The organism is Mastigocoleus testarum BC008 (assembly GCF_001456025.1).
Classification (GTDB): domain Bacteria; phylum Cyanobacteriota; class Cyanobacteriia; order Cyanobacteriales; family Nostocaceae; genus Mastigocoleus; species Mastigocoleus testarum.
Genome location: NZ_LMTZ01000145.1, coordinates 1 through 21,969, shown reverse-complemented (window position 1 = coordinate 21,969; position 21,969 = coordinate 1). Strand labels below are relative to the sequence as shown.

Here is a 21,969-nt window from a genome sequence, read left to right as displayed (position 1 = left end):
GGTTATATAACCAGTAGCACAAAAATGCAATAAATTATAAAATTTCAAAGGATTTGGCAGCGGATGGGAACAACACGAAGGCTTAGAGGAGAAACTGAAGATGCAGTTGAAAAAATACCAGAACTGCTACTTCAAATCAAAAGTATATTTTTCATTGGCTTAAGCATTGGTATTTTAATTAACTATCCTACACTCGTACGGGCGAAATCTAATAATCCAATCAATAGTAAATTAAAAGAAGCAGCCTCAAAGCAGAAAGAACCACCCAATAGAGGAACCCCTATAACTAATGATGGGACAGGAAGTAGAGGTGATTGTCTACACAAACACAATAAACCACCACTAACTCGTTTGGTCGGTAGTAGAAATCTAAACTTAACTGTCAGTCAATATCCAACTTTTTGGATATATGTACCTTATACACGTGAAGAAGTCTCTGAGGCAGTATTTACCTTACAAAATGAAGATTCGGAAGTGTATCGGACAGATTTCGAACTACCTGAAAAACCAGGAATTGTCAGTATCAATCTCCCATCTACAGCCTCAATCGCAGTAGGGAAACAATATCGCTGGTATTTTGATATCAAATGTTCTGTTTCAGAGGTATCCGAGAAGTCGTCGATTCCTATTTCTTTAACAGGAGTAGTCAAACGGGTTGCAAAATCTTCTGCTTTTCAAAGCAAGTTAAAAAATGCTAAAACATCATTAGAACGCATGAAGATTTACGCAAATTATGGCATCTGGTATGAAACGTTAACAGAAATAGCTCAAATAAAGCAAAATAAACCACACAACAGTGCTTTAAATAAAATATGGTTTGAACTATTAAGTCAACCTCAAGTTGGCTTAGAAAAAATCGCTTCAGAGCCAATTTTGGGAAACGTAAAATCTAATTCTATAACCAATTTCCGACTAAAATAAAAGCTGCCCAATGATAAGGACGATTGTAGTCTGTATCCGGATAGTTTTTGAGAAAAGCAAGCTGAATATTTCGTAGTGCTTCCGCTTTTGTTATTTGGGGATTCTTAAACTGTTTGTATAATTTAACCATAAATTCAGCTGTGGAAGCATCATTAACCTGCCAAAGACTACCCAAAGTACTTTTTGCTCCTGCACGAATTGCAATTCCAGCCAATCCTAAAGCTGCTCGTTTGTCGCCAGTGGCTGTTTCACAAGCACTCAGAACTAATAGTTCAATCGGACTTATTATACTCTGGTTTTTTACCTGTACCAAAGTATCAAAATCTTTGACTTTGATCGGCTTATTCCAGTCTAGAATAAAAGTTTGCTTGGGGTTAGAACTAAATTGACCGTGGGTAGCAATGTGGAGGACATTAAATTTTTCTTTTTCAAGCTGATTTTGGATCTTCTCTTGAAGAAAATCTTGATTTTCCAGCTTTCGACTCTGATTAACCTCACGGCTAATTCCCAATAATTCATCGTCAATATTTTTTAAGGGAGAGAAGCCCTTTTGTTCAAAGCTCGGAGCGTTATTTGCTCCAGCAGCTAATAAATTTAGCTGTTTTTTTAATAAAGGTTTGGGAGCTAATAATTGTAAACCAGGGGTTACAGCAACAGCATATCTCTCTATCAGATACTTTTCTCCATCAAATAGTATTGATATAGGAATATTTTGTAATGAACCATCCAAGACAAAAACTAAAGTTTTGATTTTACTTTTATCTCGAACAATAGACTTTTCGAGTTCGGTTTCGAAGGGTTTAATTAGCCAATCGTAAACTGTTTTAGATAATTGTTTAATTTTGCTGGGATGGGTGCTTCTAATTCTCACAAGTTCTTGTAATTCTGTGATGACTTCATCAATTTGACTTAGAGATATATTTTTATTTGTAAAATTACGGAGGTTATCTTCACCGGGTAGTTTTAATATCACCTCTAAGCGATTTTTGAGAAACATTGGATATATTACTGCTGTATTAGGATCCAAATTATCAATATTTACTACCTCCGGTTTAGCACAAGCATCTCCAAAAAAGTTATCTAATTCTGCTAACTGAAGTTTTTCAATAACATCACGAGCTTTGATTAAATTTTCCTTCTTAGGATCAGGAGAATCTAATAACAGATTAACTAATTCTCTATATATTGGTTCTACGTTATCACGAAAAGAAAACTGAATATCTGGGGTCAGAACAGCCAAATCACTTCGTAAATCTGTGATGATATTAAAAGCTTGAGTATAATATTTAATTGCTTCGGGAATCGCATGTTCAAATTTCAAAATTCTTCCCATTTGCCATTGCCACTGATAGGCTATATCCCATGCACTAATCCCTTGAGCAATAAGTATCCCACGCTCAGTCATTTTCTTCGCCTTTGACCATTCATGATTTTTTTCATATAAACTTCCTAGAGTTCCAGTAGCATAGGATTCTGCTCTTTGGTCATTTAATTTTTTTGCATGATGGATGGCAGTATCTAATATTTGAGAAATACTTTGATAAGTATTAAAATAATTATCAATTGATTTTTTTTGCTCATTGTCCAGCTTCATTAGATTTTCTGCTAAATTTACACATGCATATATTGAAGAGCGACTCACAGGTAACTGCTTGAGTGATTTAAATATTTCGGGTAATAAACTCCAAGCTAGTTCATTTTTCTTCGTTTTAACTAGCAGACTTAACTGATTTAACTTTGCTTGAACTTCAATAGTTGGCAAATTAGTTTTTATAGCTGCTTGTTGATATAAACTTAAAGCTGATTGAATATATTTTTCTGCACCTTGTGGATTTTTTAATTCTTTTTCTTTCATTGCCAAGGCTAAATTTGTATTGCCTAAACTAAGCAAAATTTTACTTTCATTTTGTGGTGAATTTTGTAATGATGATTCCTTGGTATCATCTATTTTTCTTATTATTTCTAAACTTTCTTCTAAAAGTTTTTGAGAAGAATCTAATTCTCCCTTTTGTCTGAAAATATTACTGAGATTATGCAAACCAGCTACCTTTACTGGAGATTCTGGTAATGCTTGCAGCTTTTCTTGTATCGAATTTAATAAGTTATAACTGCGCCGGTAAAATCCTAAAGTTTGTAAAGCTTGAGCTTGATTAATTTGACTGCCGATCGCGCCTTCAGAGTCACTCGCAGAAGTATAAAGCAATTCAGCTACTTGAAAACTTTCTAGAGCCTTTTGAGGATCGCCAATCTTCCACTGTAAACGTCCTTGACTGTTGAGAACCTGAGCACGAACCCGCTTAAAATCTTTACCTTGAATGTCTAGTTGATCTAACAAAGATAAACTTGTGTTGATTGCTGTCTTAGCTTCTTGAGTGCGTCCTAACTCCTGATAAACTAAAGATATGAAGCCCAAGGTTTGTGCTTCCCCAAGTACATTTCTTCTTGCCTTGTAAACTTTGGCAACTTTTTGCAATACCTTTGCAGCTTGAGAAAATTGTCCTGCATCATAATATTTTTTGCCTGTTTGCACTGAAGCCAGTAGAGAATTCTGAGTTGGAGTCGCTGGTAGTGCCGTAATTTGAGGAAAGAATTGGATACTGAAATTAAGAACAAATCCTAAAACAGCAATAAATGTAAATTTAATCAAGCGTTTCATACAAAAATAGGGGTAGTTTGAAAACTCAGTGAATTTATATCATGTCAAGTAGTTGGGATTGACACTTCCCTGACTCTTTAAACCTCGCTAATTCTTGGTTTATCAAGTAAGTCGAGGGATATTTGAACGCAGCAAGCTATTCACCATAGATGGGTACTAACGATTCACTATCGCCACTTGCTCCACCAGACTTGCACCCTTACGGGTTCGGCAAGTCGCTCATGGGGGAGACCCCCAAGACCGCGCTGTCTCACCAAACAGAGTATAGGTTGCAACTCCCCGAACATTAGCTCTTGCTTGCCCAACAGTACCTTTTAAGGTTTCTCCATAATCCTTAATAATGTTATGGATCTATAAGACTGGATAAAAAATATTTGATTTTCTAAATGTATTCAAAATTATGATTTAGTAATTGTTTTTTTAATCAATATGAATTTCAATTATATATATTCAATTATCTAATGCAGTCACAAAGCAGACTGGTAATAATATCATCAAAAACTTTTAAAATAGTTATTACAAATCATTACACTGGCAACGCTACCCACCAACACTAAAGCTGAGGGAACTAAAGGTAACCAAGCAGCATTTACTACCAACAACACCCAACAGCTACCATATAAAATCCCTAGAGCCACACACCCAGCAAATCTAATTTTCAGTGGCGTTCGCAAACTCCAAACCAGTAAACCTCCTATAAATGACCAGGAGTAAATCCAGATGATTTCACCTGCTTCTGATAAAGACCAAATCAAAGGTCGATTATCCAGTACTGCACTGAGAATATGACTCACCATATGCGCCTGATTTTCTACACCACTCATTGTTTTGACCGACCACCCACCACTATAGGGTGTGCGCCAATTATGGTCATTGAAACTCTGAGCGACTGTACCAATAAGGACTATACGATTTTTTACTAAATTGGTATCAAACTGATTATTGAGGACTTGTTGTAGGTTAAGTTTCTCAGCAATTCTTGAATTCGCTCGGTAATTAAGTAATACTTGGTGACCCTGGTTATCAATCTTGTGGTAACCTCCCGTATTTGTTTCCAAAACTTTGAAGACAGTATTACCTAACTTCAAATAATTATCTGGAGTAAATTCAAGTTGTATCCCCTTATCATTCAAGTACTTCATTGCTAATTGCCAACTAAAAGCGTATTTACTTTGACAAGGTGATGCTTCATTTACAGCTAATAAATGGCGACGAATTACATCATCGGAATCCAATAAAATGTTGTTAAATCCTTGACGTTCTCCAGGGACTTCTGGAGGAGGGGGAACACCAGGACTTCCGTATTTGCAAATAGAAAATAATTTATTACTATTTCGCATTCTTTTAATTAATTCCTGGTAGTTCCCTTTTACAGGACGATCGCGGAAAATATCTAAGCCAATAACTTTCGCTCCATAGTTTTCTAATTTTGTCAATAGTTGCTCTAAAGAACGGTTAGATAATGAGCCTTCTCTATCGTCATCTTTAAGTTGGGATTTAACATCCTCTTCTGTGATAGTAACTAATAAAAGCCTTTGATCCGATTCTTCGATGGGTCTAAGTTGCATTAGATGATCGAAAGCATTTAATTCCCATGCTTGCAATAAACCCAGAAATCGCATACCTACCACTAAGCTAGCAGTTACCATACTTGCAGCAACTGCAGTCCAAGGTGATACTGAAGTAGGTCGGGATTTTTCTGAAGCTTTGAGGTTTTCCCTAACCCAATCAAGATTAAAGATAGTTGCATAGATCTGGTTTTTAACGACTAAGCTTCCCCTCTCTTGACTAACTAAACCAGATAGACACAATTTCACATACTCTTGAGATTTTTTGTCAGTGATTTTCTTCTCTGTAAGTATTTTTCTATATAGTTGCAGCAATTTTTCACTGGAACAATTATTCCTATGTGTTAAAATCCCATCAACTTTACGGGTATCGCCTCTGTTGTGACAAAGCCGATCGCGAATTGTTCTAAGATGTTCTGGTTCATCTTGAAATTCCCAATCTGTAACTATTCTTTGTTGTACTAACTGCTTGATCCATTCTTTCTCAGCACCAGCAGGGATAACAGTTTGACTGTTTTGAACTAAGGAACAAAGTTTCTGAGTCAAAAATGGTTGTCCTTGTGTCCAATACAAAATTTCTTTTAAGATAACTTGGGGATTTTCAACTTTGTGTGTCAATCCTTGAGCTAAAACACTGCTTTCATTTAATTGAAAACCCTTGAGTTCAATTCCTCGACCGATATTAAAGGGAGTAGAATATTTATCTTGAATCAGATTGTTAGGTGCGACAACACCTAACAATGCAAAAGTAAGTCTTCTATATTCTGGTTTAGTTGCTCGCTTATCGTAGCAATTACGAATTAAGGCAAAAAAATCATCAGTAGGAAAACTTAAGCTCAGAACACTATCAGTTTCATCAATGAATACAACAATATCTTGACTAATCTGCACCAACAATACTGTTTCAATAAATTTCCCCAACTGCTGGATAGGTGATAAGTCTTCTTGTTCGCGCAACCAACTACGGCGATTTACCTTTAAGTTAAAACCACTGATTAATTCCTGAATGATACCGCCATACCATTGTTGTGGCGTAATTTTCCGAAAACCAATTCCGGTCAATTCAATCTCTGTACAAGTAATACCTTGAGATTGTAACTTATGCATAGTCTGTATCCGTAAGCTAGACTTGCCCATCTGTCGGGAATTAAGAACATAACAATATTCCCTTGCTAACAAAGCATTGTAGAGTTCATTATCTGCTTGGCGTACGACGTAGGTATGAGCATCAGGAGGTAAACTTCCTCCGACTTGATATTGATAGGGGGCATTGAGTGAAGTTTTCATAATTAATGTTTTATACCATATCCCTCTATGAGGGTGGGATTTTGAAGTTCGAGCTTACTACATTAGCTATATTTATCTTAATTATTTCGCCGATCATCAGATTAGCAAAATAAAAAAATTGAATAAATTACTTTTTCAAGATAAATGTTTACTTGTCAACAATGAGTCAATTATTGATTAATATAATCACTTTTACTATAAAAATATATATCTGAGGGGATATAAAATTTCAAAAACCTTTAGATTTGCTGCGATCAAATATAAGTCGAAAACTTAGTAAAGTTAGCATTGTAGCAGTAAAAAAGACGGTATTTTTACCTGAATTTATTTGAATTACCTGAATTTAAATTCAGTAATATCAGGCTGAACTTAAGTCAATATTACTGAATTCACCCTGAACTATTAAGTTGGATAGTCAATCATAATTAATTTATAGAAAGCAAGAAAAGCTTTTTAGCTTTTAGACTTATAACCTTATTTTCTCAATACTGGCTAACGGGACTCGGACAAAAAAGGAGTGGGAAACAGCCTTAAAGCCAATCATGACAAGGGGTTAACTTCAAAGTGCTAAAAATCGCTCTTAGCGTTGTGTGGCGTTAGCCATAACCTAGATGTATTTATAAATAAAACAACCAATTCTATGTAAAAGTATTGACTTATAAAGCTTTGAAGCTATTTTTTGAATTAAAAAATGTCTAAGTTCTGTTAGTCAGTTTAACTCATCTACAAAATTACCCTATAGGCATAGGTGCGATATATGAGAATATTAGAGGCAGAAAGTTCTTCTATGAATCCAAAAGAAGTGCTTCAATTTACTGATACCTTAGTTTTTACCAAGCTAGGAGTACATTTGAATGACTTACAGAGACTTATAATTGAATCTACTTGCTCTGGTTCTCGTCAAGGTTACGAACAGATAGCCAAAACACATGGCTATTCACCAAATTACTTGAAGCAAGATGTTGGACCGAAATTATGGCAACTTCTTTCTAGTGTCTTTGGGGAAAAAGTTAAAAAGAACACTTTTAAAAGTGCGATTGAGAGACAGTTAGGTATTGTAAATCGCTTTTCTTCTTCATCTCCTGACCCAGCGAACACAAATATAAGAGAACAGCAAGAGACTTCAAAACAAACAAATTTTGCTAGTTCACTCAATCAAGATACATTAACTTTAGATGTTCATAAAAACTTGGTAAATAATTATTGCCATGATTGGGGAGAAGCTCCTGATGTTTCTGTATTTTATGGGCGTAATAAGGAGCAAAATACTCTTGAAGAATGGATAAATACCTATAATTCTCGAATCATCGGTATTGTGGGAATGGGTGGAATTGGTAAGACCCATTTATCCGTAAAATTAGCAAAAAGGATGCAGAATCAATTTGATTTTCTCATTTGGCGTTCGTTACAAAATGAACCCTCTTTAGAAGATATTTTAAACAGTTTACTGCAATCTATTCGTAAAAAAGAGAGAGTAGAATTACCTGAAAGTGTAGATGGGAAAATATCTCTTCTACTTGAATTTTTACGTAAACATCGTTGTTTGTTGATATTGGATAATATAGAAACTATTCTGTGTAATGGAGAAAATACAGGTTGCTACAAGCCAGGTTTTGAAGATTATGGTAACTTCTTCAAACTTTTAGGAGAATGTCATCACACTAGTCACTTGATCATCACTGGTCGTGAAAAACCAAAAGAACTTGCTCTGATGGAAGGGGAAAATTCATCAGTTCAATGTATACATTTAAGTGGTTTGAGTACTTCAGCAGGACAAAAGCTATTGCAATTTAAAGGTTGCTATTCTTCTGGCGAAGATGGATATGAATACCTGGTAGAGCAGTATTCAGGAAATCCTTTAGCGCTCAAAATAGCAGCAGTTGCAATTAAAGAATTATTCCAAGGAGATATAAAAGAATTTATTCAATATAAAACCTTGTTACTTGATGAAATTTGTAACCTTTTAGGACAGCATTTTTATAGAATATCTAGCTTGGCAAAATCTATTTTATACTGGTTAGCAATTCATCGCGAACCAGTATCCATAGCTCAATTATTATTAGAAATCTATCCCTCAGTTCCGCGACAAAAGGTAATGGAGACACTGAAATATTTGGTTCAATCTTCCTTAGTTGAAAATAGGGGTAATAAATTTACATTAAAACAGATCGTTATGGAATATGTTATAAACTCGTTAATTGATAGAGTTTGTGAAGAAGTTGTAACAGGGGAATTAGATTTACTCAAAACCCACGTTTTGTTGAAAATTGAAATTCATTGTTCAACCAAAAAAGCTCATATTAATCTTATAACTAAAACAGTAATAGAAAAACTAATTACTATATTTAAAAACCAAAGTGATTTAGGAAAAAATCTAAAAAATCTTCACTTAGAAATTGAGAAATATTATGAGGATAAATGTGGATATTTATATGAAAATATTTTCAATTTAATTTGTCACATACCAAATAATTTAATTGGAAGTTCACTTTATAATTACAAATTTCTCAATGACAAAGAAGCTAGTTAGTAGTACAGTAGGTCTACTTGACTTTAAGCTGGTTCAAACTCAAATAATTCACTCAGGATTGCTGATAAATAGACAATAACTTTCAAAATTATTTAAATCCTAGGGACACAAAATTAACTACAAATATTGAAGAGGTTGTTTAAATTATGCCTAGAATAATTTCTATTCATTCATACAGAGGTGGTACAGGTAAGTCGAATTTAACAGCAAATATAGCTGCAATAGTTGCTCGTAAAGGATATCGAGTTGGTGTCATAGATACGGATATTCAGTCACCTGGGATTCATATTCTCTTCGGTTTAAATGACAACACTATAAAACACACCCTGAATAACTATCTCTGGGGTCAATGTCCTATCCGCGATGCAGTTTACGATGTTACATCTGTTCTTCAAGAGAAAGTAAACAATCACGGCAGTATTTATTTGGTTCCTTGTAGCACAAAATTGAACGATATTTCCCGTGTATTACGCGAAAGGTTTGATGTTGAACTGCTGCTAGAAGGTTTTAAAGACTTAATTAAAGACATCAAGCTTGACTATTTATTTGTAGACACCCATCCTGGTCTGACCCAAGAAACCCTGATTTCACTTACAACTTCAGATATTGTTATGTTAATACTTCGACCAGATCAACAAGATTTTCAAGGTACTGCAGTCACAGTTGATGTTGCTCGCAGGCTAAAAACACCACTACTATTACTTACGATTAATAAAGTCTTAACTGATTACGACTTTAACGATTTGAAAAAGAAAGTTGAATCAACTTATGAAGCTCCAGTCGCAGGGATAATTCCTGAATCAAAAGATATCTTGCGACTTGGTAGTAGCAGTATATTTTGCCTAACCTATCCAAATCATCCAATTTCTCAAGCCATAGATGGAATAGTTAAACATATTATTTCATAAAAAAATTCATTCACAGCTAAGTTTAATTAATTTATGCCTTATACACGAATAGTAACTGGTAAAAAAACCACTTTATCTAAAAGTTTCACTTTATTGATGTTGCTAATTTTTGTTGTTGGAATTAGTTTGAGTGGTATAACTTTAGCTCGTGTTTTAAATTCAAAAGCACAACATGAAGTTGCTTCGACTGCAAATGTAGTTATGGATATTTTGAGTTCTGCTCGTGATTATACAAACAATGAACTTGCTTCTCAACTTCAAGAACGTATAAAAGCTAATGAATTTGTACCTCAAGTAATTCCTTCTTATAACGCAAAAAGTATTTTTAAAATTCTACATCAAAACCATTCATCCTATGCAGAATATAAATATAAAGAAGCAATGCTCAATCCCACTAATCCTGAGGATAAGGCAAATGAATTTGAAAGGAAAATAATTAAGCATTTTACTCTCAAACCAGATATTCCACAGATTGAAGATTTTACTTTTCTTAAATCTGGAGAAAAATTTTTTTATACTGCTTCTCCTATAATTATTAAAGACTCTAGCTGTCTTAAATGCCATAGTATTCCTGCTGAAGCTCCAGAAGAAATGATTCGCTTATATGGGGCTAATAATGGTTTTGGCTGGAAATTAAATGAAGTTTTAGGAACTCAAATAGTTTATATTCCAGCTAATATTGTTATGCGAAAGGCTATTCAAGCATTGTTATGGGTATTAGGAAGCATAGCCCTTATTTTTGCAATTACTATTTTTGCAGCTAATTTTTGGCTAAAAAGATATGTTGTTAACCCTGTTAGGGAGGTTGTTGAAGTTGCAGAAGCTGTGAGTATAGGTAATATGGATGCTGAGTTCAAAAGTGCATCGAACAATGAAGTTGGTATTCTTGTAGAAGCTTTTACAAGAATGAAAGTTAGCTTAGTAATGGCTCTTGAAAGATTAGAAGAATATCGTTTAGGAAATCGTCGAAAAGATGATTCCAATCGTAGATAAATTAAATAATATACAGCATTATAGATTTATGAATAGGCAACAATTACGCGCTCGTATTTTAGCTGAATTTGGTGCAAGTGATTCAGAAGTTACAGAACTATTGAATTACAACGAAAATATTTTTGAAAGTCATAAATGTAAACTTCCCCAAACTTTTCCTCCAGTACCAGAAGCTCATATTGCAGCTTGGGAAAAATATGTGATAGAGGCTGAAGAAATAGGGTCACACGAAGTCTTAAAAAATACTTTTGTACAATTACAATTTCCCATACTATCGGGTATTAGCAAAACAGAAGAATATCGTGCTGCAACTCGTCAAGGAGGATTTGCGAGTATTAGTAAAAACGTTGTAAATATAGTTTTTAAAGAACCAGAAAAATTACAAATAAAAATACACGAAACCCTTGCAGGCTTTATTCCCGTAATAATTGCTGGAAACCGTCAAGATTTTGTAACTTTAGTGCAAGCAATTACCAAACAGAATGAACCGCAACCGGTACCTGACTCAATGGGGGCTTGTATTGTTAGTGGCTACAATAACTGGAATCGTATTTACCAATATCAAAAACAATGGAAAGCACAACAAAATAATGACTCTGAATCGGAGTGGTCGAATGAATTTAAACGTTTGATCCCACGCAAAGAATTATATCAAGATAAATTTATTATTCTTAGCACTGGTCCCTACAGCAATGTACCAGCGAACAAATTAGGATTAACCAAAATGCAATGGCAGCAAATGTCTTTAAAAATTCGCTTAGAGCATGAATGCACCCATTACTTTACTCGCCGCTTTTTTGGATCTATGCGTAATAACTTATTAGATGAATTAATAGCTGATTATCGAGGTATTGTAGCTGCTATTGGTAGCTATCGTTCTGACTGGTTTCTCCATTTCATTGGTTTAGAATCATTCCCCAATTATCGCGAAGGAGGTAGATTACAAAATTACCGGGGAGAACCTCCACTCAGTGAAGGTGCGTTCAAAATTCTTCAAACTTTAGTCGTATGTGCAGCAAAAAATTTGGAGAATTTTGATAAACAGTTTTTTGCTCAGTCAAGAACATTAGCCAACGAACTTTCTATGCTATTAACATTATCAAAATTAACACTAGAAGAATTAGCAAGTTCACAAATCACCCACACCCTTCTATGATGAGGGTTTTGCTCGAAGTCTATCAAAACAATATCTTAAAAAGAAAGGCATATGATAGAAACTCTACTGAAAAAATTAAATGATAGTGATATTAATTGGATAATCTCTAATAGTCGGAAACAAAGACTTAGTCCTGATGATATACTCATCCATCAGCGACACCAAGCTGAATGTTTATACATAGTTTTAGAAGGTACTTTTAGCGCTATTATCAATAGGAATCCTAACAGTACTTTAGCTGGAGTTTTCGCTACTCTGGAAAGTAACGACGAGTTAGAAGAAGAAATAGGGCGTTTTTTTGCTGGCGAGGTTTTAGGTGAGGCTTCTTTGCTAAATTTTAGCCCCTCAGCAACTACGGTTAAAGCTATAGAAGATTCTGTTGTTTTATCCATATCTAGTCGTGACTTACGAGCAAAACTACGGCAAGATATTGGTTTTGCTTCTCGCTTTTACCAAGCAATTGCCATTTTACTTTTAGAGCGCTTTGAACGCTTGGTTAAAAAATTTACAAGTCGTCGTAACGTCAAAATTCCAGCACTGCAAGATGGTCCGATGCTTTTCGGGGAACTCAGCGACAGTGATGTAGATTGGATTATCGAACACAGTTACTTAGAGACTATATCTCCTGGTACTGTTTTAATTCGTGCGGGTAGAGCAGTGGAAAATATATACATATTAATACAAGGGAGTATGTCTGTATATTTTAAAGAAGAAAATACGCGAACCCTTACTAATGTTTTTTCATTATTAGAAACCTCTCCTGAAGAAGAGTCACCAGGATATGAAATAGCCACATCTTCTGTTAGCGAGATTATTGGCGAAACGACCCTTGTTGACAATCGGTTACCAAATTATACGTTTACAGCCCTCGAAACTTCCAAAGTTTTAGTAATTAAAAAACAACTATTATTTGTAAAACTTCAGCAAAATTCGGCGATTGGCGCTCGTTTTTACCGACTAATTTCAATACTAATTTCTGTTAGGTTACAAAGCTTAATTAATCGTCTTGGATACGGTAGAAGTTCTTACGGAGTAGGGCACAGACTATCAGAAAACTTGCAATATGACGATGAAATTGATGTGAACTTAATGGATAACCTTTTTACAGGAGGTGCAAGATTTGACTGGATGCTCAAACGCTTAAAAGTTTTATCTTAGTTAAAACATAAAAATACATAATTAATAGTCATGGTATCTCAAAGCAAACAACTTTTTCGTCAGGAATCACTCGAACGCTTATCTTCTCCAGAGAAACTTGACCAAATGATGCAAGTGGTTAGTCCCAAAGCCTGGCTACCACTAACGACAATGGGATTTTTAGTTACTTCTGCTTCTATCTGGAGTGTTGTTGGTCGTATCCCGATGAATGTTAATGGTCAAGCTGTACTAATTCGACCCCGGAATGTAGTACCTTTTAAAGTCATAAATGAAGGTCGAATTTTAACGTTGAATATTAAGCCGGGAGATAGAATTAAAAAAGGAGATGTTATCGGCACAATTGACGTACCACGAATCAGACAACAACTACGTCAAGAAGAGTTTAAGCTGAGTGAACTGCTTACTCAAAATAAACAAACTGCCGAACTGGATAAACAAAAACTTGTTTTACAACGTAATAACTTACTGAAACAGCGACAAGATTTAATGAACAACTTGGAAGCTACTCAAAAATTCAGACCTATCCTACGAGAGAAAAGTCTTGAATCTATAGCTCAAAGACGTTCAAGTCTCCAATTGACTTTAAAACAAGCGAGAAAATTAACACCCAAACTCAAGCGACGCATCGAGATTCGTCAAGCTCTCAGAAAAGAAAAAGCAATTAGTGAAGATATATTATTGCAAGCAGAGCAACAATTGGACGAAAATCTTACTAAAATCGCTGAGTTAAAAGCTCAAATTAAAGAGAACGATCGTCAAGAAACTGATGCAGAATCTCAAAACTTACAAAATCTCAACTCTATTCGACAAATTAATACTCAAATTGACCAGCTTGACGTCCAACAAGCTCAATTAAATCAACAACAATTAGAAAAAAGTATTCAAAGAAAAAACCAAGTTAAAGAAACTAGACAAAAAATAGAACAACTGCGTTTAGAACTCAAAAAGAAAAGCAAAATTGTTAGCGGATACGATGGTCGAGTTTTAGAAGTTCCCATTGCTTCGGGTCAAGCAATTGCTCCTGGTTCACGTCTTGCATCCATCGAAATTGTTGATCCCAACGCTAAACTGATGAGCGTTATGTATTTTGCTGACAAAGATGGTAAACAAGTTAAACGCGGGATGAATGTACAAGTTACTCCCAGTACAGTTAAACGCGAGCGTTATGGTGGAATACTTGGCAAAGTAAAAGAAGTAACTCCGTTTCCCGTTACAAATCAAGACATGACAGCAGTCATAGGAAATGAAAATATTGCTAACAATATTGCCCAAACCCTTTCTAATAGTGGTGGTTCTGCTGTACAAATTTTTGCAGAACTGGAGAGGGATTCCAGCAACCCTAGTCGTTTTCAATGGTCTTCTTCTGAAGGACCTGAATTAAATATATCACCTGGTACCACCGCACAAGTACGGGTGCAAATTGGAGAAGTTGCTCCTATTTCTTATGTAATTCCTATCTTCCGTTCTTTAACTGGTCTTCAGTAGCACCAAACTCACAAAAACATACTTTAATATTGCATGAATATATAATTCTTATGAATATTAGTAGTGCTTTCGAATCTGTTAAATCTTTTTTTAAAAATCAACCGAATCGCGTTCGTACTCCTGCTATCCTCCAAATGGAAGCAGTGGAATGTGGTGCTGCTTCATTAGCAATTATACTGGCTTATTACGGTCGCATTGTTCCCTTAGCCGAACTACGGAGCGAGTGCGGTGTTTCACGGGATGGTAGTAAAGCCTCAAAGGTGCTTAAGGCCGCAAGATTTTATGGCTTAGAGGCTAAAGGATTTAAAAAGTCTTTGCAAGACTTGAAAAATTATAAGCCACCCTACATTGTTTTTTGGAACTTTAACCACTTTTTGGTTGTAGAAGGTTTTGCTCAAGATTACGTTTATCTTAGCGATCCAGCGACTGGTCGTCGTAAAATCACTTGGAATGAATTTGACCAAGCTTATACGGGTGTTGTTCTCTTCATGGAACCAGGTTCCCAGTTTAAAAAAGGTGGTCGAAAAAAGAGTATTATGGCTGCTTTGGCTTCTCGTCTTCAAACCTCCCAAACTGCAATTATATTTTGTTTAATTGCAGGGGTTGTATTGACTATACCAAGGTTAGCTGTACCTGCTTTTTCTCAAGTGTTTGTCGACGAAATTCTTGTAGCAAATCGTCAAGAATGGTTACGACCAATGCTTTGGGCAATGTTGTTTACAGCTTTAACCCAAGGATTGCTCGCACGTATGCGGTTTGTTTACTTGCGGCGATTAATGGTTAAGCTATCGGTTGCAATGTCTGGTAATTTTCTTTGGCACACCTTGCGATTACCTATTGGATTTTACGCACAGCGCTTTACGGGGGAAATCAGCAGTCGAAATGAACTCAACGATAAAGTTGCTGAGGTACTTTCAGGAAGTTTGGCAACTACTATTATTGATTCTTTAATGATAATTTTTTACGCTCTGATTATGAGCGTTTATGATTGGCAATTGACATTATTGGCTATTTTTTTTGCAGCCTTAAACTTTTTTGCACTGCAAACATTATCACGCAGTCGTGTTGATGCCAACATGAGGGTTGCTCAAGAAACTGGAAAAGTTGCAGGTGTTGCCATTGGTGGTATCCAATCAATAGAAACAATCAAAGCCAGTGGTTTGGAGTCGGACTTGTTTGCTAAGTTTGGTGGCTATTACGCGAAAATGTTGAACGCTCAACAAGAATTAGGCCTACCTAGCCAAATTCTTTCAAATTTACCAGTCTTTTTAACATCATTAGCAACAACTTCTATTTTAGTCGTTGGTGGTTTCAAGGTAATGGGTGGTGGTTTGAGTATTGGGATGTTAGTTGCTTACCAAACCCTTACCCAAGAATTTCTCACACCAGTTAATAATTTAGTAAATTTCGGTAGCACACTTCAAGAACTAGAAGCAGATCTAAACAGACTTGACGACGTGCTGGAAAATCCTCTCGATCCAGAGTCAGAACGTACTGTTAGCAAAGAGATTGATAATCAAGGTTTTATTATTCAAAAAGATTCATTTCAGCTACAAGGTTATGTAGAACTACAAAATGTCAACTTTGGTTATAGTAGTTTGGAACCACCACTAATCGAAAATTTAAACTTAACTATTAGACCGGGTCAACGAGTTGCATTTGTTGGAGGTAGTGGTTCTGGGAAGTCCACCGTTGCCAAACTCGTTACCGGTCTTTATCCAGTTTGGGATGGAAAAATTCTCTTAGATGGTACACCTAGAAACCAAATTCCTCGTTCAATTCTGGCAAATTCACTGGCAATGGTAGAACAAGATATCTTTGTATTTGCGGGAACAGTCCGAGAGAATCTTACACTTTGGGACCCAACAGTACCAGAAGAAGACATAATGCGCGCTTGTCAAGATGCAGTAATTCATGACCTTATATTAAATATGCCTGGAGGCTATGACACTCAACTAGCAGAAGGTGGTGCAAATATGAGTGGGGGACAACGTCAACGATTAGAGATTGCCAGAGCTCTAGTGAGAAATCCAGCAATCCTAGTACTAGATGAAGCTACAAGTGCCCTCGACGCAGAAACAGAATTAATCATTGACCGCAACCTAAGACGACGGGGTTGTTCCTGTATTGTCGTTGCCCACCGTCTAAGTACCATTCGCGACTGCGATGAAATTATTGTTCTAGAACGTGGCAAAGTTATACAAAGAGGCACCCACGAAGAACTACGTCATCAAGGTGGAGGATATGCTCGCTTGATCCGCAGTGAAGAAGCTTAATTTTCTCCTTACTAAAAGTATTCGCTTCTATCCAGAAAATTTGAGAATCATTATTGATGTTTTGCTTTCATAAAACTTAAAAGTTAAGCTTAAAATTAATAACTCATGGTTGAATTAAATTACTGTAAATTAACTCAACAACTTAAAGGCAATCAACCTTTACTATTAGATGACCCCCAAAAAATATGGTTAGTCAAATCAGGTACATTAGCTCTATTCGCCACAAAAGTTACTGATGGAGAAGCAAGAGGTAACCGCCATTACTTATTTAGCGTTGCTGAAGGCGAAGTTTTATTTGGTACCCAATTATTTAATGAATGGGGTATTTTAGCAGTAGCTATCGAAGAAACCGAATTTTTACCATTACCAATCAGCGATTTTTTTGCTGAAGTAGCAAAGGCTGACCCACGAGCATTAACTTCTTTAGAAGATTGGATTAAACATTTGGCAGATGCTATCAATGACAATTTGCTACAGTTGCCTATGAATTTGGTACAACCTGATAAGTCGCGCTACTTATCATTACAAAATCAACAGATGCTTTCTCCTCCGACCAATCAAGTTCTTTGGGTGTATTTAGCAGATAATAACGCTAAATGGATGAGTATTGATAACTTGGAATTAAAAGATAGTTCCGGGATTTTTCCGTTAGCCTACCCAATGTGGATAGAGGCAGAAGATTTGCTGGAGGTAAAAATTTTTCGCACCTCAGAGTTGGATGATTTTGAGCAGTTGTCCAGCAGTTTAATGAAGTTACATCGCTATTTTTTGAACTACCTAGATCTAAGAATCGATCAAAAAATAGAGGAGGATTTTCAACGTTTTCAACAACGACGAAAACTTAATCGTCAGGTAGCACAAGTAGCTTTAGGTCAGTTAACAGATGTATTAAATCCTCAAAAATCTGGCTTCTTCCAAGAAGGGACAGCATTATTGATTGCTGCAGGAGCAGTGGGTCGAGCGATGGGAATAAATGTTAACCCTCCTGCTCAGTCGGAAGATATGGGTAGAGTTAGCGACCCTTTAGAAGCAATTGCTCGGGCATCACGATTTCGTACTCGTCGCATTTTGCTGCAAGGAAATTGGTGGCAACAAGAACAAGGACCATTACTGGCTTATACTCAAACTGACAAAAACCCTGTAGCATTGCTGCCGCACAAGGGAAATCATTATTTTTTATTTGACCCAGAAACCCAGACTCGTAGATTAGTAACTAGAGCGATCGCGCAAACCCTGTCACCGGAAGCGCAAATGTTCTATAGACCTCTCCCTCTAATAGTTCGTAATGCTCTAGAGCTATTTAAGTTTGGTACCTGGGGAAATACAAAGTCGATTATAGGGGTTGTGGCGCTTGGCGTGCTAGGAACTTTAATGGGTATGATTACCCCCCAAGCAACTGCAATGTTGGTTAATGATGCGATTCCTGATGGCAATCGAACCCAGTTATTACAAATTGGTTTGGGTCTATTTGCAGCAGCCATCGGAAAATCTGCATTTCAGATTGCTCAAGGTATTTTGTCTCTGCGGGTAGAAAATTCAGCCGATGCAAGCTTACAACCGGCTGTTTGGGATAGATTGCTTAATCTCAAGCCAGCTTTTTTCCGCAGTTTCTCTTCTGGCGATCTGCTAAGTCGCTTGTTAGCAGTTAATAACATTCGCAGTAAGCTCAGTGGAGCTACACAACGTAGCCTTTTAAGTGGAGTTTTCTCGCTGTTAAATTTGGCACTAATGTTTGTTTACAGCCTACAACTAGCTTTAGTGGGTATTGGCTTAACCCTTATTGCAGTAATAGTTACTGTTTCATCAAGCTTTTTGCTTATCCGTAAAAATCGTAAGGTAGAAGCCGCAGATGGTCAGATCAGCGGACTAGTAGTGGAATTAATCAACGGTGTATCAAAATTAAGAGTAGCAGCAGCAGAGGAGCGTGCATTTGCTGCTTGGGCAAAAAGTTATAGTAAACGAGTCAAACTCACGGCAGGTATTGCAAGGATTAATGACAGCGTATCAGTATTTAACGAAGCCCTACCTTTAGTCAGTTCGATGCTGCTGTATTGGTTCGCTATTATGTTTATCCAAATTGCTCAAGGTAGTGGAAATGGGTTGAATATGGGTACATTTCTAGCTTTTAATTCAGCTTTTGGAACTTTTATAGGTGGTGTTACTGACTTAAGTAACACATTAACTGACATTTTAGATATTGTGCCATTATGGGAACGAGCCAAACCAATTGTACAAGGAGTCGTAGAAGCTGATTCTTCAAGTGCAGATCCCGGTCGCTTAACAGGGAGAATTTACTTGGACCACCTCACTTTCCGTTACCGTGAAGATGGACCAATGACCCTTGATGACGTCAGCATTAGAATAGAACCGGGAGAATTTGTTGCTTTTGTTGGTCCTAGTGGTAGTGGGAAATCAACTATATTTAGATTGCTGTTAGGATTTGAGACACCTTTAAGCGGTACAGTTTATTACGATGGTCAGGACTTGTCGGGGTTAGATGTTCAAGCTATAAGGCGACAGTTAGGGGTAGTGTTGCAAAATGGTCGGATCAATTCTGGTTCAATATTTGACAACATTACCAGTGGAGCTTTAATAACTTTAGATGAAGCCTGGGAAGCAGCGCGTATGGCTGGATTTGCAGAAGATGTTGAGCAAATGCCAATGGGAATGCATACGGTTGTTAGTGAAGGTGGTACAAATCTTTCTGGGGGACAACGACAAAGGTTACTGATTGCTCGCTCAATAGTACTAAAGCCAAAAATTATTCTCATGGATGAAGCTACCAGCGCCCTCGATAACCGTACACAAGCAATAGTAACTGAGAGTTTAGATAAATTAAATGCTACCCGGGTAGTTATTGCTCATCGTTTGAGTACCGTTCGCAATGCTGATCGAATATACGTGATTGAAGCTGGTCGCTTGGTGGAATCGGGTACTTTTGAAGAACTACTTGAACAAGGAGGATTATTTGCTCGACTTGCAGCACGCCAGATAGAGTAGAGAGAAGTTTATAAGCATTGGTAGTGCCAACCAATGTACATTGGCAATTCGTAATTCGTTACTCTCTTCCATAAATAACCTAAACTCCTGTTTTACTCTGTGGCTTGTTTGAATAAATCTTTGTGCTGCTTTTTCTGCTTTCTGGGGTTTATTTTTTTCTTGTTGATATGTTTCGCTCTGACTTACGCATTAACTCTATTCTGACTTACGCATTAACTCTATATAGATAAATGCTTCATTTGAGCAAGCATTATATAATTGTATAGCAGACTGAAACCTTGCATTAAGCTTACTTTCTAGTCTGCTATAAACTTTTAGGGATATTTCCGCAATGAATGATGGTGCTATACTCCATGCCATTTGTATCACCTGCGGCGACATTATCCTAAAGACCTTTAAATGTCTGTAAAAGTGAGTTAAGAAACTACTGCAATTTCTGTTAATACCTTTTCAGAAAAATAACAAAATTTGAGGAAAGAAAATATGGTAGTAGTAAACGAGTAGTGATTTTTGGGCTATTTCTACTTATACACAACAGCCTACACCAACTCACATCACTACTTCTACTGGACTACCAAAAATATTAAACCGACATCTGGATAAACAGATAATCGGTTTAAGGAGATATGAAGTATAGAAAGAGAAACTTAAGTCAGTTATAAATTACAGCTTAATCACCACTAATAATATCTGGTAACCACAAAAGTATTAATAACATTAAAGAAACTACAACTAAGCCAACACTAAATTGTATTGAATTATCCATATCTAATATTCCTGGTATAAAACGACTAAAGTAAATATTCAGAAGTTATGAATATTTACTTTTTTGGAAAAAACTTTTTGATTCGCTGCTTTTTATTTGGTGTTATTTTAAATCAATCAGGGCTAACAATCTTTTTGGAAAAAGTTTCCATTCTGGTACATCCTGTGCAACTTCTCGAATTATTAATTCTGCACAAGGAAAATCGAACTTTTTGCATAAACTAACCAAATCCACAACAGTTGCATACCAAAGAAAAGGTGTATCGACACGCCCTGAAGCCAGAAAGCAAGAAGTCTTTTCCAAAAATGATGCAGGATTATTATTTGCGATCGCTTGTTTTAATCGAAACCATTGATAAGATCTCTGGTGAAGACAATTTTTATTGCTAGCTGATAACTGTAGATGATGCAAAGTTATCGCCAACAGATCGTTAATAGTTTGAGTTTCCTTTCCCGCCAAAATCAGAGCAATTTCGCTAGTTATTTGGGAAAATGTCGCGGCTAGCACTTTTTCTGATTGAGATTTCAAGCGTTCTCTACCCCACGAACCAGAAAAAGGTAAAACTTCTAATGTTCCTGATAAATAACCTAGTAAAGTCGAAGCGATCTCCATAGCTCGCCTAAAGTCTCCACGACAGGCTTCGGTACGCACGAGATTATGTAATAACTGAATACGATGAATAACCATAATCTCGTAATCATATTCTTCTTCTAAAACTAGATCTATTCGTAAAGCATTAAACATGCGGATATAAACCTGTTCGAAATTACCTCGGCGATAGTCTAAATAGGCTTGTGCTTGTTCTAGAAAAGTTTCATGTAACAGCTTACCTTCACATGAAAGTGAATTAGCTTTAAGGGGTGTACGTGCTTCTGCAAATAATCGTTCAGCTATGCCAAATTCTCCACGACGAACAGCCATCAATGCATTTTCGCGAACATGGGCTGTTTGTTGTAAATGTGACCATTCTGGATGTGACAGACGACTTTCGATTTTTGTATATAGGGGATGAGTAAAAGAGTCTCCATATTTACTTAAAACCAATTCTATCGGTTTAACACGTCCAATTCGATACTTTTTCAGTGCAGTCTCAAAATGTTGATGATTTACCTTAAGATTATCTTTATTATGTTTGGATAGTTGTGTTTTAAACATGCTTTTCTCTACAATTTATTTAGGTATATAGGACTAGTATTTGATTTCTGAAAAAACTCCGTACATCTGGAGAGATAGAAAATCAAAGGTAGTATTTCGAAGAAACCACT

The 21,969-nt window shown here is 36.2% G+C and carries 12 protein-coding genes; 9 read left to right on the top strand and 3 right to left on the bottom strand.

Annotated features, from left to right (window positions below; all coding sequences use genetic code 11):
- Positions 1-63 precede the first annotated feature (63 nt).
- Positions 64-921: a DUF928 domain-containing protein gene (locus tag BC008_RS38875; RefSeq protein ID WP_058184550.1), complete on the top strand. Its 858-nt coding sequence runs from the start codon at positions 64-66 to the stop codon at positions 919-921.
- On the opposite strand, the gene BC008_RS38870 is transcribed toward BC008_RS38875, so the two are convergent.
- Positions 896-3,577, bottom strand: coding sequence for a CHAT domain-containing protein (locus BC008_RS38870; RefSeq protein ID WP_027843188.1), 2,682 nt, complete (start codon positions 3,575-3,577; stop codon positions 896-898). The two genes, BC008_RS38875 and BC008_RS38870, sit on opposite strands and share 26 nt — an antisense overlap.
- A gap of 494 nt (positions 3,578-4,071) precedes the next feature.
- Positions 4,072-6,432 carry a CHASE2 domain-containing protein gene (locus BC008_RS38865; protein ID WP_027843187.1) on the bottom strand — a complete coding sequence of 787 codons (2,361 nt, stop codon included), beginning with the start codon at positions 6,430-6,432 and terminating at the stop codon, positions 4,072-4,074.
- Positions 6,433-7,189: 757 nt separating this feature from the next.
- On the opposite strand from BC008_RS38865, the gene BC008_RS38860 reads away from it, so the two are divergent.
- The 8 genes from BC008_RS38860 to BC008_RS38825 all read left to right on the top strand — a co-directional run bounded on the left by BC008_RS38860 (position 7,190) and on the right by BC008_RS38825 (position 19,938).
- Positions 7,190-8,962, top strand: coding sequence for an NB-ARC domain-containing protein (locus tag BC008_RS38860; protein WP_058184549.1), 1,773 nt, complete (start codon positions 7,190-7,192; stop codon positions 8,960-8,962).
- 146 nt (positions 8,963-9,108) lie between these two features.
- Positions 9,109-9,870: a MinD/ParA family ATP-binding protein gene (locus tag BC008_RS38855; RefSeq protein WP_027843186.1), complete on the top strand. Its 762-nt coding sequence runs from the start codon at positions 9,109-9,111 to the stop codon at positions 9,868-9,870.
- A 33-nt stretch (positions 9,871-9,903) separates the two neighbouring features.
- Positions 9,904-10,863 carry a Tll0287-like domain-containing protein gene (locus BC008_RS38850; RefSeq protein ID WP_058184547.1) on the top strand — a complete coding sequence of 320 codons (960 nt, stop codon included), beginning with the start codon at positions 9,904-9,906 and terminating at the stop codon, positions 10,861-10,863.
- Positions 10,864-10,891: 28 nt separating this feature from the next.
- On the top strand, positions 10,892-12,019 hold the full coding sequence (locus tag BC008_RS38845; RefSeq protein ID WP_027843184.1) for a DUF7005 family protein: 1,128 nt from the start codon (positions 10,892-10,894) through the stop codon (positions 12,017-12,019).
- 51 nt (positions 12,020-12,070) lie between these two features.
- Positions 12,071-13,177 carry a cyclic nucleotide-binding domain-containing protein gene (locus BC008_RS38840; protein WP_027843183.1) on the top strand — a complete coding sequence of 369 codons (1,107 nt, stop codon included), beginning with the start codon at positions 12,071-12,073 and terminating at the stop codon, positions 13,175-13,177.
- Positions 13,178-13,207: 30 nt separating this feature from the next.
- Positions 13,208-14,662, top strand: coding sequence for an NHLP bacteriocin system secretion protein (locus BC008_RS38835; RefSeq protein ID WP_027843182.1), 1,455 nt, complete (start codon positions 13,208-13,210; stop codon positions 14,660-14,662).
- Positions 14,663-14,712: 50 nt separating this feature from the next.
- Positions 14,713-16,938 (top strand): NHLP family bacteriocin export ABC transporter peptidase/permease/ATPase subunit, encoded by a 2,226-nt coding sequence (locus tag BC008_RS38830; RefSeq protein ID WP_027843181.1) that lies wholly within the window; start codon positions 14,713-14,715, stop codon positions 16,936-16,938.
- 105 nt (positions 16,939-17,043) lie between these two features.
- Positions 17,044-19,938, top strand: a complete 2,895-nt coding sequence (locus tag BC008_RS38825; protein ID WP_027843180.1) for an NHLP bacteriocin export ABC transporter permease/ATPase subunit — start codon at positions 17,044-17,046, stop codon at positions 19,936-19,938.
- Between the two features lie 868 nt (positions 19,939-20,806).
- On the opposite strand, the gene BC008_RS38820 is transcribed toward BC008_RS38825, so the two are convergent.
- Entirely contained in the window at positions 20,807-21,859 is a 1,053-nt protein-coding gene (locus BC008_RS38820) for a hypothetical protein (protein WP_058184544.1), read from the bottom strand.
- Between the last annotated feature and the right edge of the window lie 110 nt (positions 21,860-21,969).

Coding starts and splice junctions, on each gene's coding strand:
- BC008_RS38875 (WP_058184550.1), top strand. CDS start 64: ATGGGAACAACACGAAGGCTTAGAGGAGAAACTGAAGATGCAGTTGAA.
- BC008_RS38870 (WP_027843188.1), bottom strand. CDS start 3,577: ATGAAACGCTTGATTAAATTTACATTTATTGCTGTTTTAGGATTTGTT.
- BC008_RS38865 (WP_027843187.1), bottom strand. CDS start 6,432: ATGAAAACTTCACTCAATGCCCCCTATCAATATCAAGTCGGAGGAAGT.
- BC008_RS38860 (WP_058184549.1), top strand. CDS start 7,190: ATGAGAATATTAGAGGCAGAAAGTTCTTCTATGAATCCAAAAGAAGTG.
- BC008_RS38855 (WP_027843186.1), top strand. CDS start 9,109: ATGCCTAGAATAATTTCTATTCATTCATACAGAGGTGGTACAGGTAAG.
- BC008_RS38850 (WP_058184547.1), top strand. CDS start 9,904: ATGCCTTATACACGAATAGTAACTGGTAAAAAAACCACTTTATCTAAA.
- BC008_RS38845 (WP_027843184.1), top strand. CDS start 10,892: ATGAATAGGCAACAATTACGCGCTCGTATTTTAGCTGAATTTGGTGCA.
- BC008_RS38840 (WP_027843183.1), top strand. CDS start 12,071: ATGATAGAAACTCTACTGAAAAAATTAAATGATAGTGATATTAATTGG.
- BC008_RS38835 (WP_027843182.1), top strand. CDS start 13,208: ATGGTATCTCAAAGCAAACAACTTTTTCGTCAGGAATCACTCGAACGC.
- BC008_RS38830 (WP_027843181.1), top strand. CDS start 14,713: ATGAATATTAGTAGTGCTTTCGAATCTGTTAAATCTTTTTTTAAAAAT.
- BC008_RS38825 (WP_027843180.1), top strand. CDS start 17,044: ATGGTTGAATTAAATTACTGTAAATTAACTCAACAACTTAAAGGCAAT.
- BC008_RS38820 (WP_058184544.1), bottom strand. CDS start 21,859: ATGTTTAAAACACAACTATCCAAACATAATAAAGATAATCTTAAGGTA.